This is a genomic window from Solirubrobacter ginsenosidimutans (assembly GCF_027587205.1).
The window spans coordinates 66789-80987 of record NZ_JAPDOD010000040.1 but is presented as its reverse complement, the minus strand read 5'-3'; the positions used below and the strand labels follow the sequence as shown (position 1 = coordinate 80987).

The following is a 14199-nucleotide window of genomic DNA, read 5'->3' as shown; positions in this document are numbered from 1 at the left end:
TGACTGCCACCATTCGATCGCTCGGCGGTTGCTTCGGCCTCCGGGAAACGGCGCCGAGTCGCTACGGCGAACTACCCGGTCGCCACGGTGTCAGTTGCGGATGCGCACGCGCCTGCCAGGCGGGACAGTTGGACCATGTCCAAGCTCGCCGGCGCCCTCGACGTGCGCGATCACCGCTTCGGCGCCGGAGCACCATTCACGGTCGGCATCGAAGAGGAATACATGCTGCTCGACCCGGAGTCGTTCGACCTTGTCCCAGGAGCCGAGCGAATTCTCGAGACTGGGCGCGACGGTCCGTACGCGGGACACATCGCACCTGAGCTCTTCGATTCGCTCGTCGAATTTCACACCGGCGTGTGCTCGACGGTCGCGGAGGCGGCGGACGAGATCCGGCGCCTGCGCCACTACGCGGTCCTCGCGGCTCGCGACCAGCGGTTTCGCCTGGGCTCCGCGGGCACGCACCCGTTCAGCCTGTTCGAGGACCAGCGCATGATGCCCCGCGACCGCTACCGCGCGCTGATCGACGAGCTCCAGTACGCGGGCCGCCGCGAGCTGATCTACGGACTTCACGTGCACGTCGGCGTCGATGACCCCGACCGCGCGATTCACGTCGTCAACGCGCTCCGCGCCCACCTCTGCGAGTTCGTCGCACTATCGGCGAACTCCCCGTTCTGGCGTGGCGCTCCGACGGGGTACGCCTCCTGCCGGCACATGATCTTCTCCGCGTTTCCGCGCTCAGGCCCGACCCCGGAGTTCGCATCGTTCGAGGAGTACGCGACGGTGATCGAGCAGCTGGTCGGCTCGGGGTGCCTTGAGGACTACACGAGGACATGGTGGGACGTGCGACCGCATCCGCGCTTCGGGACCGTCGAGGTGCGCGCGATGGACGCGGTGACCCGCGTCGATGACACGATCGCGCTCGCGGCCTACGTGCAGTCATTGGTCCATCACTACGCCACCGGTCCTGCCGGCCGCTGCCATCCGGTGATCGCCGAGGAGAACAAGTGGCGCGCGGCTCGCTACGGGTTGGACACGACCGTGAGCGACACAGTCACATGCGGGCCGGTGCGCCTGCGCGACGTGATCGAGCGAACGCTCGCCACGATCGCCCCCTCGGCAGCCGCGCTCGGTTGCGAGAGCGAGCTGGGCGGAATCGCGCGGATTCTGCGCAACGGCAACGGCGCCTCGCGGCAGCTCGAGGCGTTCGCGGCGACCGGTGACATCCGGTCGGTCGCGCGCGACCTCGCCGCCCGCACCGCGGCCTGAGCGGCGGCGGCGAGTCGGACGGCTGCGCCGCCGCGAGCGCAAAGCTCCCGGCGGCGGCAACGCCGCCCGGTCAAGCGGTCACGACCGCAGCGCCGGTCGCGACCGGAGCCGCCAGCTCCGGCGCCATGCGGAAGACGAGCCGCGGCGTGCGGGCGCTGCCGTCGAGGACCTGCTCGATCGCTTCGTTGACCTCGTGCAGGTGACGCTCCTCGTACTTGACGGTGGTCAGCCCGCGGCGATGCAGCTCGAAGACCTCCTCGAGGTCGTGCCGCGTGCCGACGATCGACCCACGGATCTCGAGCGCACCGAGCACGGTCTCGAAGATCGGGATCTCCATGTGGTTCTCAGCGGGCAGGCCGACGCAGACGAGCTTGCCTCCGCGCGCCCGCGAGCGATACGCCTGCTGGAACGGCTTCGGCGTGACCGCGGTGGCGATCGCGGCGTCGGCGCCGCCGAGGCGCTGAATCGCGGCGACCGGGTCTTGCTCGGAAGCGTTGCTGAAAGGTTCGGCGCCGAGTTCGCGCGCCGTCTCCAGCCGCGCCTCATTGATGTCGACGGCGACGACCCAGGCGCCCGTGATCCGCGCGTACTGGACGGCCATGTGGCCGAGGCCGCCGATGCCGAACACCGCCACGAGGTGCGAGGACCGCGCCTCGGAGACCTTCACGGCCTTGTAGGTCGTCACGCCGGCGCAGGTCAGCGGCGCGGCGTCCGCCGGGTCGACGCCATCCGGAACGCGGACGACGTGGCGCGCGTAGCCGAGTGCGTATTCGGCGAAGCTGCCGTTGATCGCATAGCCCATGTTGAGCTGGTTCATGCAGAGCGTCTCGCGCCCGCTGTTGCAGTACTTGCAGGTGCCGCAGGCATAACCGAGCCATGGGAGCGCGACGCGCATCCCGGGGCTCGATGCTATGCAAGGTCCCGGGTCCAACGCGCTCGACGGTGCCAACGCCCTCGTGGCCAGGAATGAACGGAGGTGACGGCTTGACCGGCCACTCGCCGCGAGCGGCGTGGATGTCGGTATGGCACAGACCTGAATTCTCGATGCGGACGAGCACCTGCTCCGGTCCCGGAACCGGGATCGGCAGTTCCTCGATCTCCAGCGGACGGTCGAAGCTGCGGACTACGGCGGCTTTCATTGAGCACCTCGGAGTGGTCGGTAGGGTCACTCAGGACACTCGCAACCGATCGCGCTGACCTCATCGGGGGCCGACCGCGGACCGCGTCCGTATTCTCCGCCGCGAGGCGGCCGCCGCGCAGCTCGATGACCGCGTCGAAGGCGCGGGTCGCCGTCGTGCACGATCGCGTCCGTGATTTCCGCACCGCATTCGTGCGCTGCTGCGGATGTCGCGCGCCCGCCCGCGCGCGAAAGTGCGGCCATGTCACGTGTTCTCGTCACCTTCGGTTCCAAGCACGGCGCCACGGCGGAGATCGCCGAGATGGTCGCCGAGACCCTCCGCGCCCGCGGCCTGGACGTCGACTGCGTCGACGCCGGTGACGTCGAGCGCATCGACGGCTACGACGCCGTGATCCTCGGCAGCGCCGTCTACATGCGACGCTGGCGCCGCGAGGCGCGCCAGTTCATCCACCACTTCAGCGCCGAGCTCGAGCAGCGACCCTTCTGGGTGTTCAGCTCCGGCCCGGTCGGCGACCCCAAGAAGGACAATCCAGCCTGGCTCGAGCCCGGCCGCACGATCCGCGAGCTCGAGCGCCTCGGCGTCCGCGAGCACGTGGTGTTCGGCGGTCGCTCGACATCCTCCGGCATCCCGGCGCAGTTCCGGGACCGGCGCGACTGGGAAGAGATCCGCTCCTGGGCGCGCAAGATCGCCGCGTCGATGCCGGTGACGGCGTGAGTCTCGACGCCGAGTGACCCACGACCCGATCGATCGCGCGATGACCGCGATCATCGAGCTCGACCCCCTGACCAAGCGCCTCGACCTCCTGCCCTCTGCGCGACGTCGTGAGCGTGCGCCGCACGCTCACGGGCTACGCTTCGAGGTGTGTCGATCCTCGCGTGTCCCAGTTGCGGTGCGCGCAACCGCGTGGGCCCGATCGAACGCGGCACGCCCCAGTGCGCGCGCTGCAAGACGATGCTCCCGTGGCTCGTCGAGGCGGACTCCGAGACCTTCGCCGCGGAGGTCACCTCCTCGGTCCCGGTGGTCGTCGACCTCTGGGCGCCGTGGTGCGGCCCGTGCCGCATGATCGCGCCGGTGCTCGAGGACCTCGCCGGCCGCCACGCCGGGAAGGTCAAGGTCGTCAAGGTCAACGTCGACGATGAGCCCGCGCTCGCCGCGCGCTTCGATGCCCGCTCGATCCCGCTGCTCGTGGTGTTGGATGGTGGGCGTGAGATCGACCGGATCGTCGGCGCACTGCCTCGGCCCGCGCTCGAATCACGCCTCGCTCCCGTCTTGACCTGAGCTGCCTCCGCCGTGTGACATCCGGCTGGAACCCGGATTCGGATGTGGAAGACCATTGCCCGCCCGAGGATGGAGGAGGGGGCGAGCCGTGGCTTCGGGATGCCGTGGGTCAGACGGCAGGGACGCTGGTAGAGGGGGTCCGGTCAGCGCTCCAGGTGAAGCTTGGCGTGGCCGAAGGCGCGTTCGGACCGTCGAAGTTTCGCGATCGGATCGGTAGTTCTCCGTGGACTCACGCGCCCGGCCACACCCGGTCGCGCACGACGGCGGGGTCGTCGCCGTGTTCGCGGGTGTAGGCGCGGATGTGCAGGCGCTCGTCGACGATCCTCGTCGCGGGAGATGTTCGGATAGAGCTCGCTTTACGGAGAGGTGGTTCGCGGCGCGCCAGAAGGCGTCGAGGCGCGCGAGCTCCTCAACCGTCAGCGAGCGCGCGGTGTCGATCGTGGCCTTGCGGGGAGCGTGGCGGGTGCGGGCCGCGCGCGCCTCCCGGTATTCCGACATGAAGTCTGCGGGGAACTACAGACATGCGCTCCACGGCCGGCGCCACCGGGACCAGGCATGGCCTCAGGTGTCGAGGAGGCCGTGGTCCAGCGCGTAGCGCACGAGCTCGGCGCGCGAGGTCCGGCGGATGTTCTGCTGGATGTGGGCGCGGTGCGTCTCGACCGTCCGCGTCGACAGGAAGAGCTGGTCCGCGATCTCGCTGTTGGTGTGGGCGAGGGCGATCAGCCGCAGAACCTCGAGCTCACGGTCGCTCCGGTCGTCGGGCGGACCGGCGGGTTGATCCGGCGTCGCCGCCATCCGTGCTCCGAGCCGCGGGTTGAGATACGTGTCGCCCGCGGCGGCCAGGCGGATCGCCTCGAGCAACTCCTCGTCGGCGGCCTCCTTGAGCACGAACCCGAGCGCACCGGCCTGCAGCGCCTTGCGCGCGAACGCCGGGTCATCCTGCATCGTGAGCACGACGATCGCGGTGTCCGGCGCATCCGCGCGGAGGCGCGGGATCGCCTCCAGGCTGGAGCCGCCCGGCATGTTGAGGTCGAGGACGAGCACGGTCGGCCGGTGCGCGCGGGCGAGACGCTCGGCGTCCGGCACCGTACACGACGGCCCACTTCGTCTCGCGGCCGTGATCGACGAGACCGTGGCGACGCTCGACTTCCCGTGTGGGCCGCGGTCGCGGTGCGGGAGAACTACCGATCCAGCGCCGGGAAGGGACGTAAGGGCGGCGGAGCGGCGACGCGGATGCGCGCGTCGAGCACGAGGGCCCCGGCGGGACCGACCCGCAACGGATTGCAGTCGAGCTCGGCGATCTCCGGGTGCGCCGCAGCCAGCGCCGATACGCGCAGGAGCACGTCCTCGACCGCAGCGACGTCGGCCGGTTCCGCACCGCGGTAGCCATCGAGCAATGGATAGGTGCGCAGCGAGCGCAGCATCGCCTTCGCGTCACGAGGGCCGAGGGGGGCGAGGCGGACCGCGACGTCACCCAGCAGTTCGACCGCGTGGCCTCCGGCGCCGCACGCGACGACGGGGCCGAAGTCGGGGTCGCCGACGATGCCGACGATCAGCTCGACCCCTGGCGGCGCCATGCGTTGCACGATGAAGCCTTCGACCGCGTGGCCCGCCGCGGCAACGTCGCGGGTCATCGCCTGCGCGGCTCGCACCACGGCGCTCTTGCCGTGGAGTTCCAGCGCGACCGCCCCGGCGTCGGCCTTGTGGACGAGCCCGGGCGCGACGGCCTTGATCGCGACCAATCCGCCGAGGTCGGCCGCCTGGCGCCCCGCTTCGGCCGCGCTGTGCGCGGTGCGCGACTCGATCAGCGCGATCCCGTAGGCGGCGAGCACGCGCTCGACGTCCGCCGGGTCGAGCCAGCCCGCGCCACCAGCACCGAGCGCATCCGCGAGGATGCCGGCGACGAGATCGCCGTCGACGTCGGCGAAGACCGGCGGCTCGTCCGGGCCCTCGCGATGCCAGTCGGCGTACCGGCCGACGTGGCCGAGGGCGCGGACCGCCTCCTCCGGCGTGCCGTACACCGGGATCGCACCGTCAGCAGACAGTTCGGCTCGTTCGGCGTCGGAGACGGCCATGAACACGGCCAGCAGCGGCGTCCCCGACGCTGCAGCCCGCTCGCTCGCCGCGCGGATGGCGGCGGCGACGTCGGCGGCGCGCGTGATCAGCGGCGGGATGAAGATCGCGATCACCGCGTCCACGTCGGGGTCCTCGGCGACCTGCTCGATCGTGCGCTGGAAGTCCTCCGCGGAAGCGGACGCGATCATGTCGATGGGATTTCCCAGCGCGGCGTGGTCGGGCAGCCGCCGGCGGCAGCGCTCGCTCAGCGGCTCGACCGCGAGTCCGGCCGCCGTACAGGCGTCAGCCGCGGCGATGCCCGGGCCCCCCGCGTTGGTCACGATCGCCACGCGGTTACCACGCGGGAGCGGCTGCGCAGCGAGCAGCGCGGCGGTGTCGAGTTGCTCCGCCACCGTCTCCGTACGAATCACGCCGGCATGCGCGAACAACGCGTCCACGGTGACGTCGGAGGCGGCCAGCAGCCCGCCGGTGTGCGAGGCGGCGGCGCGCGCTCCGGCGGCGGAGCGGCCGGACTTGACCGCGACGATCGGCTTCGTGCGTGCCACCGTGCGGGCGATCCGCCCGAAGCGGCGCGGATTCCCGAACGACTCGAGATAGAGCAGGATCACGTCCGTGTCCGCGTCCTGCTCCCAATAGCGCAGGAAGTCGTTGCCCGAGAGGTCGGCCTTGTCGCCGGTCGAGACGAACGAGGAGAGGCCCAGCCCGCGGCGTGCGGCCTCGGCGATCGCCGTGATTCCGAACGCACCGCTCTGAGAGGCCAACGCGATCCGGCCGCGACGCGGCACGACGGGCGCGAAGGTGGCGTTCAGACTGACGTCCGGGGCGGTGTTGAGGACACCGAGGCAATTGGGGCCGACGAGGCGCATGCCGCCGGTCCGGCATGCGTCCAGGAGCTCGGCCTGCAGTCGCGCTCCGTCGGCACCGACCTCGGCGAAACCGCTCGACAGCACGACCAAAGCCCGGACGCCCGCGTCGGCACATTCACGAGCAATGCTCGGCACGGCTTGCGCCGGCACCGCGATCACTGCCAGATCGATCGGCCCCGGCACGTCGGCGATCGCCGGGTAGGCCTGGATCCCGGCGATCTTGCCCGCCTTGGGATTCACGACGCGCAGCGGTCCCGTGAAGCCGGCCGCAAGCAGGTTCGACAGCAGAGCCGTCCCCACGGTGCCCTCACGACGCGAGGCGCCGATCAGCGCGACGCTGCTCGGCCGCAGCATGTGTCCTACGGCGGCGACGGCCGCCGCCCGGTCGCGGTCCTCGAAGGCCGCGATCGCTCCCGCGTCGAGCGAGGCGGGCAGCTCGAACTCGAGCAACCCGGGGCCGACCGCGAGCTCCACCGGGAATCCGGAATTCCGGAACACTTGCGCCATCCGCGAATTCGACGGGTGGACGGTGGCCACAAAACGTTGGATGCCTTCGCTGGGTGCGACCGCCGCCAGGTGTGCCAGCAGCAGCGTCCCGATGCCCTGTCCGTGGCGCTCCTCAGAGACCTCGAACGCGACCTCGGCCTTGCCGGGGGCGGTCACGACGTACGCCGCGTGACCGACGATGCGCTCCGGCGCGCCCACCGTGGCGACGACACCGTAGCCACGGCCTGAGCCCCGGCTCGCTGCGCGGCGGGCCATCGTGTCGAGATCGACGCCGGCGGAGAAGAAGCGCAGCCAGCGCGACTCCGGCGAGAGCGATCCGAGCAGCGCGCGCAGCTGGTCGTAGTCGCCGGCGACGACCGGCCGGACGCGGACCGTGGAGCCGTCGCGCAGCGCGACGTCGACCGCGCCGGCCGGTTCGCCGACCGCGGTCATCGGGCGGCCGCGGGGCCGGCGTTGCCGATCCGCCCGTCCAGGGCAAGCCCGACCTCGCGCGGGAGGACGAGCACGGGGCACCGCACTTCGTCGACCAGGCGTCGCGACACGCCGCCGAGGTCTTCGTGCAGGCGTTGCAGCGCGCCGCTGACGATCCGTTGTGTCTCGTCGTCGAGCGTGTACGGGTCACCGAACCCCTCCGTCATCAGGCCGGCGTACGCGACCACGCGGCCCGCGGACCAGGGTTGGGGCAGCGTGGTCGCGGACATGTCAGGCCGTCGCCGCGGTGGCCGGGCCGAAGAGCGTCTCGAACGGCGCCTCGACGCCGCGCGGGACGACGATCACCGGGCAATGCGACGTGCGGACCAGGCGACCGCTGATGCCGCCCGTGAGCACCGCCTGCAGCGGGCCGTAGCCACGGGATCCCATCACCAGCACTTCGAGCGTCTCGGTCTGCACGGTCAGCAGCTCCTCGGGGCCTCCGGTCGCGCAGCGCGTGTGCGTGACGATGTCCGCGGGGACTCCCGCGGCGACTTCGTCGAGGGACTCCTGGACGTGACGCTCGATGTCACTGCGCAGCGAGGCGATGCCCGCGGCGCCCATCAGGCCAGAAGATGTGAAGTACTCGGTCGAGACGATGCCGATGATCTCGAGCTCGGCCCCGAGCGCGCGCGCCAGCGACGCGGCGGCCGTGACGGCCGCGCGCGCCTCGTCGGTGTTGTTGTAGGCGACGCCGACGCGGCGGATCGGCTGATCGGCGTGCTTCCGGTAGTCCTGGGGTACGACGGCGACGGCGCACGGCGACCCGTGCAGCAGGCGCTCGGCGGTGGAGCCGGGCAGCACGCGACCGGCGCGGCCGGTGTGCGACGAGCCGACGATGACGAGCGACGCCTGCTCGGCGTGGGCCATGCGGTGCAGCGCCCTCGGCGGTGAGGGGTCGGCGGCGACGCGGATCTGGGTGTCGTCGTCGTTGATGCGCTCGAGCTGGTCGCGCATGCGACGGGCGATCTCGAGCGCGTCGTCGCGCAGCGCTTCGCGGTAGGCGGCGTTCGACGCTCGGCTCGACAGATCCGAGTACGGGTACGCGTTGACGACGATCACGTGCGCGCCGACGACGTCGGCCAGGCGGCGTCCGAAGGCGATCGCGTCCTCGGATCGCTCCGAGGCCTCGACGCCGATGAGGATGGTGCTCACGATGGCTCCTTGCGGTGGTTGTCCGCCGCGGAGGCTACGGCCAGGTGCACCGGTTTCCATCCGCATCGGGCCGTCGAGCCGGTCCGTGGAAAACCGCAGTCGTTCGCGTGCGCTCTCAGACGCTTAAAGGTGAAACGGACGACGTGCTCGAGCGATTGCAGCGCGTCGGCGAGCATCGACTCGGATGTCCCATGCACGTCCGCGCGCGCCACGACGTGTTTGTCGGCGCGGTGAGGATCACCTTGCTCGCCCCGGCCTCGAGGTGCTCCGCCGCTCACGAGCGGGTGCGCGACCGCTTCCTCGGTACGCACTCGCTGCTCGATCACCTAGCGCTGTTCGAGCGGCTGCTCTAAGACGTGCGGTGGACTACGGCCCGTCGCGCGGCGTAGTGCGGATGCCGGTGCGCCCGCTCTGCACGATCCTTGCCGCGTGATCGCCGCCGGCGATCTTCGTCTCACACCCGGCCCGGCATAGCTGGGTGCGGGCGGCGCTGCCCGGGTCCGCCGGGCGCGCCGCCTCCGAGACGAACGCTGCGGAGCACTCGGCGTGAATCGGCGGCGCGCAACGGATGGCGGCGGTTCGGGTGTGTTCCAAGTCCGCTTCGACGGCCGCGGTGGTCAGGGTGTCGTGACCTCCGCCGAGCTCCTGGCCATCGCCGCCTTTCGGGACGGCCGTGACGCCGCGGCGACAGGCTACGCCTACGCGTCCAACCTGGACTACTGCAAGGGCTCCGGCCTGTGCATGCAGGAGTACCCGGTCGACGTCACTGACGGAGCCCGAGCCCGTGGGAGGGCGTGGGGGTGGGGAAGTTGGCCGGGTGCGCGCGGAAGTCGTGCGCGAGGTGGACCGCGGCGACTGTGCCGGTGGCCAGTACCGCCGCGAGCAGCGCCAGTTCCTCGGGGCGATGGTTGCGCACGGCTTCGACGACGACGATCAGCAGCGCGAGGGCGACCAGCATGAGCGAAAGGCCGCGGTGGAAACGGCCCGCTTCGGAGTGCGGCCACGGGTCGATCGAGCGCACGATTTCGCGCCCGAGGTCGGAGTCGGTACACGCCGCCTTGAGCGGGCAGGCGTTGCAGACGTGGGCTTTGGCCCGGTACCGGACGAGCCGCAACTCCTCGTCGATCTCGTGCGGCCAGAGATCTTCGTCCTCCGGGCAGCGCCAGTGGTCGTGGTCTTTGTGGTACGTGAAGCCGGCGGTGCGGTAGCGCAGCGCGCGCCGGTGGGTGTGGGCGGACAGCCACTCGAGGACGAGCGCGCCGATGATCAGCGCCGCCGCGTAGACCGCGGCCAGGATGACTTCGGGGGTCATGCGATGTGCGCCGCGGTCGCCTCGTCGGGTCCGGGCTCGGTGACTCCGGAGATCTCGGTGAAGAGAATGTCGTCGGGCTCGTCGAAGGTGACGTGCTTGACGGTGCGGCGGATGCCGAGGTAGGCGATGTACAGCGCCGGCAGGGCGCCGCCGGCGATGAAGACGATGTCACCGGGAAGTCGCAGCCATTCGAGCACCGTGTTGGTGTCGTTGGTCAGGAACTTGAGCTCGCGGGCTTCGAAGTAGCCGCTGTCGACGGACTTGTAGAGCTGCAGAATGCCGAGCGGCAGGAGGGTCGCGAAGCACATCCAGGCCAGTCCGATGTTCGTCGACCAGAAGCAGATTCGCGCCCATTTCTCCGGCCAGCGATTGGCCGGGATCAGATAGCGCAGACAGAACATCGCCAGCCCGAGCGCGAGCATGCCGTAGACGCCCATCATCGCCGCGTGGCCGTGATTGGCGGTCAACGCGGTGCCGATCTCGAAGTAGGAGACGATCGGCAGGTTGATGAGGAACCCGAAGATGCCCGCCCCGAGGAAGTTCCAGAACCCGACGGAGACCAGGAACATCACGGCCCAGCGGTGTGGGAACGGGGTCTGCGAGCGCGACTCCTGCGCGGCGCCGAGTTGCAGGAACGACCATGCCTCGACGGTCAGGAAGGTCAGTGGGATCACCTCGCCGGCCGAGAAGAACGCGCCGAGCGCCATGTGCTCGGCGGGCTCGCCCGAGAAGTACAGGTGATGCATCGTGCCCACGATCCCGCCCGCGGAGTAGAGGACGATGTCCAGGAAGACGACGGTCAGCGCGATCTTCTCCCGCACGACGCCGAGCAGCACGAACATGTAGGCGACCATCACGGTGGTGAAGAGCTCGAGGAAGTCTTCGACCCACAGGTGCACGACCCAGAAGCGCCAGAACTCGGTCGTGGTGAAGTTGTCGCCAGTACGGGCGATCAAGCCGACGGCGTAGAACGCGGGGATCGCGCAGGCCGCGAGGAAGAAGAGCCACGGCATGTTGCCGGGGTGCTCCGCGGCGAGGCGCCGGCGCAGCACGCGCCAGAGCATGAACACCCAGACGAAGAGCCCGATCGACAGCAGCACCTGCCACAGCCGCGCGAGGTCGAGGTACTCGAAGCCCTGCAGGCCGAACCAGTTCGACGCCGCGTGCTGGAGCACGCCATGGACGCCGAGGTAGGAGCCGATCAGGGTGCCGAAGACGACGACGGCGAGCGCGCCGAGCAGCGCGAAGGCGAGCTTGCCCTGGTGCTTGGGCTCACGGCGGGCGATCATCGGGGCCAGGAAGATGCCCGCGGCGACGAAGGAGGTCGCGACCCAGAACAGCGCGAGCTGGACGTGCCAGGTCCGCATCAGGTTGTACGGGAAGATCTGGGCGAGATCGAAGCCGAAGAAGTTGTCGATGTCGGCGCGGTAGTGCTGTGAGGCGGCGCCGACGAGCGTCTGCAGCAGGAACAGCGCGGCCATCACGAAGAAGAACCACGCGCATGCGCGCTGGGCGGGCGTCAGCGCGACGTCGCCGGGCGCACGGAACGACAACGTGGCCTGCTCACGCCCGTGCCAGCCGAGGTTTCGCCCCCAGCGCCCGAACGCGCCGAACAGAATGCCGATTCCGCCCAGCAGTGCGATCAACGACAGCACTGACCAGACCACCACGTTGCCCGTCGGCTTGTTGTCCACGCGCGGCTCAGGCGGCCAGTTGTTGGTGTAGGTGTAGTCGTGGCCCGGGCGCTCGGTCGAAGCGGCCCACGCGGTCCAGGCGAAGAACGCGGTCAGCTGGCGCAGCTCGGTCCGATCGGTGATGGCCTTCGGGCGCAGCCCGTGGATCGTGGTGGGTTCCGAGAAGAAGCGGCTGTAGTACGGCACCAGCGCGCGGAACGCCGCGGCCTGGCCGGCGGTGAGCGTGAGTCGGCTGCTGCGCTGGTCGTAGCGGTTGGTGCGGAAGTCCTGGATCGTCTTGCGCTGTGCTTCGCCTGCGAGTGCACCAGCGCCGCCGAAGGAGCGTGTGACGATGTTCGCGGCTCGGCGGAGGTAATCGGCGGTGAAGTCGGGGCCGAGGTAGGCGCCGTGACCGAACGCGGACCCGTACTCCATCAGCCCGTTGTGCAGGAAGACCTGCTGGCCTTTGGAGATGTCGCGGCCCGTGTAGAGCACCTGTCCCCGGTCGTCGACGACGGCGCGCGGAACCGGAGGATGCTGCGTGTACGTGCGATACGCGAGCAGCCCCATGATGAAGAACCCGATCAGCATCACCAGCCCGACCGCCTGCACCCAGCCCTTGGAGACCAGCAAGACTCGCCGCGGAGATTCGTGCACTGTGACCCCTCTCGCCCGGCCGCCGCCTGGGAACGCGGCCCACCAGCTCTCAGTACACGCCTGAAAGTCAAGACAAACAACTCGAGCGAGGCGTCCGCGCCGGTCGTTCGGCTGTGCACAACGTCCGCGCATGCCGAGCGATACAACCCGGCGTGTCCGTTCTATGACGACGGGGCGGCACGGACGTTCGCATGTCTGGAGTGCTTCTCCTGGTCCGCGGCGGCCGGCGCTGCGCCTCCAGGCATCCGCCGCGATCGCCGACTACCGGCGGGCGGGCGGCCGGTCGGCCAGTTGCGCGCCGGGGTGTCCGCGCGCTGCGACGAAGCCGGTGAGATAGCGGCCGGCGACCTTGCCCTGCGGCCACCACAGCTGATCGCGCGACACGCCCAGCGGCATCCCGCGCAGCGGGCGGATGATCTCCGCCGCTTCATCGAGGTCACGGCGCAGGTAGAGCGGCCGTTCGCCGGTCAGGACGATGCCCCGCAGGATGCGCCGGTAGGGGCGCGGGAACAGGACGGCGCCCACCTCGGCGGCGATCGTCTCCGCCGCCGCGTCGGCTTGCTGTATGGCGAGCCCGCCCTGCTTGATCGGCTCGTCGGTCGCGTCGCCAGCGGCGAACACGTGGGGCACGCCCACGACGCGTGCGTTGGCGTTGATCGGGATGAAGCCGTCCGCGTCGGCCGGCAGACCTTCGATGAACGGTCCTCTCAGCCGCGGCAGCGACACGGCCGCGTCGGCCGCGATCATCTCGCTCTCCCCGGTGAGCAACGCGTTCCCGATGTACTCGATCGCTCGCGTGCGGCCGATGAACTCGATGCCGGCGCGGTCGAGCAGTCGGGCCAGGGCGTCGGATGCGATCGGGCCGAACACGTCGAGCGGGCGCGGCTCGTGGGTGACGATCCGGATGTCCGGTCCGTCGGGGAACTCGTGCGTGGTCATCAGGGCGAGTTCGTAGAGCGGCAGGATCCATCCGGTGTCCGCCGGGGCGACGAACAGGAGGCTGTCCTCGGCGCGGCGGATCGCCGCCTCGACCAGCCCTGAACTGATCAGGCCGCGGAAGGTCACCGCCCCTGGGACGCCGTCGATCGCGTGAGCGCCGGGGGCGACGACCAGCCGGTCATAGGCGAGCCGCCCGCCGTCGGTGGTGCGCACCTCGCGCCGCACGGCATCGACCGCCGCGAGCTCCGTGATGGTGGACGATGCCGCACGCGGGGAGAGCCGCGAGCGGGACCCGCGGCTCCGCGGCGCCGTCGAACGGGGAGCGGACCGACAATGGTTTCTCGACGTATTCGTCGGCCGGCGCGAGCAGTTCGATCGCGACGCGCTCGCTCGCGAGGGCTCGCAGCGCGAGCACGGTCTCGATGGCGGCGACGCCGCCGCCGGCGACGAGGACGCGGAGTGGGGGAACGGACGCGGACATGGGGTGCACCTTCACAACGTCGGATTGACGGGCTCCAACCGGAGCTCGGGGTGGGTAGTCAGGTAGGGGGCGAGCTCGCGCCCGGCGATCTTGTGCGGCGGCCATCAGGGCGCATCGTCGCTCGCGAGCCCGCGATCGTCGGGCGCGTGGCGCAGGTAGCGCGGACGGTCGCCGGCCAAGCGTTTCACGGCCGGCGCTGCATCCAGCGCGGCGGGTGCTCCGCCGAGGATGAGCGGGGCGTGCGGTCCGGCATGAACGCACCGTATGTCCGCGGGGACGGCACTGCATCCGCCTCATGGCACACGCAGACTGCGGGTTTTCCGCACGCATAACCCGCCGTTCACCCGGACGGCGGAGGCGGCTATGGGACCGAAGATTC

Annotated in this window: 12 protein-coding genes and 1 pseudogene; 4 read left to right on the top strand and 9 right to left on the bottom strand. The window is 70.5% G+C overall.

Annotated features, from left to right (window positions below; genetic code table 11):
• Positions 1–135 precede the first annotated feature (135 nt).
• Entirely contained in the window at positions 136–1266 is a 1131-nt protein-coding gene (locus OM076_RS32310) for a carboxylate-amine ligase (protein WP_270044272.1), read from the top strand.
• Positions 1267–1336: 70 nt separating this feature from the next.
• Here the strand turns inward: OM076_RS32310 and OM076_RS32305 are convergent.
• A pseudogene (locus OM076_RS32305) lies at positions 1337–2405 on the bottom strand (zinc-dependent alcohol dehydrogenase).
• Between the two features lie 240 nt (positions 2406–2645).
• Here OM076_RS32305 and OM076_RS32300 point away from each other — a divergent pair.
• Together OM076_RS32300 and trxA are read left to right on the top strand one after the other, a co-directional pair.
• Positions 2646–3119: a flavodoxin domain-containing protein gene (locus tag OM076_RS32300; protein ID WP_270044270.1), complete on the top strand. Its 474-nt coding sequence runs from the start codon at positions 2646–2648 to the stop codon at positions 3117–3119.
• Between the two features lie 147 nt (positions 3120–3266).
• Positions 3267–3683: a thioredoxin gene (gene trxA / locus OM076_RS32295; RefSeq protein WP_270044269.1), complete on the top strand. Its 417-nt coding sequence runs from the start codon at positions 3267–3269 to the stop codon at positions 3681–3683.
• Between the two features lie 561 nt (positions 3684–4244).
• Here the strand turns inward: trxA and OM076_RS32290 are convergent.
• The 4 genes from OM076_RS32290 to OM076_RS32275 all read right to left on the bottom strand — a co-directional run bounded on the left by OM076_RS32290 (position 4245) and on the right by OM076_RS32275 (position 8758).
• Positions 4245–4769, bottom strand: coding sequence for a response regulator (locus tag OM076_RS32290; protein WP_270044268.1), 525 nt, complete (start codon positions 4767–4769; stop codon positions 4245–4247).
• A gap of 95 nt (positions 4770–4864) precedes the next feature.
• A complete protein-coding gene (locus tag OM076_RS32285) occupies positions 4865–7564 on the bottom strand; it encodes a bifunctional acetate--CoA ligase family protein/GNAT family N-acetyltransferase (protein WP_270044267.1) in 2700 nt (899 codons plus the stop codon).
• A complete protein-coding gene (locus OM076_RS32280) occupies positions 7561–7833 on the bottom strand; it encodes a hypothetical protein (protein WP_270044266.1) in 273 nt (90 codons plus the stop codon). Before OM076_RS32280 ends, OM076_RS32285 begins: the two co-directional genes overlap by 4 nt.
• Position 7834: 1 nt before the next feature.
• On the bottom strand, positions 7835–8758 hold the full coding sequence (locus tag OM076_RS32275; protein ID WP_270044265.1) for a universal stress protein: 924 nt from the start codon (positions 8756–8758) through the stop codon (positions 7835–7837).
• 191 nt (positions 8759–8949) lie between these two features.
• On the opposite strand from OM076_RS32275, the gene OM076_RS32270 reads away from it, so the two are divergent.
• Positions 8950–9111 (top strand): hypothetical protein, encoded by a 162-nt coding sequence (locus OM076_RS32270; protein ID WP_270044264.1) that lies wholly within the window; start codon positions 8950–8952, stop codon positions 9109–9111.
• Positions 9112–9521: 410 nt separating this feature from the next.
• Here the strand turns inward: OM076_RS32270 and OM076_RS32265 are convergent, their stop codons facing one another.
• The 4 genes from OM076_RS32265 to OM076_RS32250 all read right to left on the bottom strand — a co-directional run bounded on the left by OM076_RS32265 (position 9522) and on the right by OM076_RS32250 (position 13820).
• On the bottom strand, positions 9522–10070 hold the full coding sequence (locus tag OM076_RS32265; RefSeq protein ID WP_270044263.1) for a hypothetical protein: 549 nt from the start codon (positions 10068–10070) through the stop codon (positions 9522–9524).
• A complete protein-coding gene (locus OM076_RS32260; RefSeq protein WP_372518111.1) occupies positions 10067–12334 on the bottom strand; it encodes a nitric-oxide reductase large subunit in 2268 nt (755 codons plus the stop codon). The genes OM076_RS32265 and OM076_RS32260 overlap by 4 nt, the downstream gene beginning before the upstream one ends.
• A 327-nt stretch (positions 12335–12661) precedes the next feature.
• Positions 12662–13552 carry an FAD-dependent oxidoreductase gene (locus OM076_RS32255; protein ID WP_270044261.1) on the bottom strand — a complete coding sequence of 297 codons (891 nt, stop codon included), beginning with the start codon at positions 13550–13552 and terminating at the stop codon, positions 12662–12664.
• Positions 13518–13820: a hypothetical protein gene (locus tag OM076_RS32250; RefSeq protein WP_270044260.1), complete on the bottom strand. Its 303-nt coding sequence runs from the start codon at positions 13818–13820 to the stop codon at positions 13518–13520. The genes OM076_RS32255 and OM076_RS32250 overlap by 35 nt, the downstream gene beginning before the upstream one ends.
• Positions 13821–14199 lie beyond the last annotated feature (379 nt).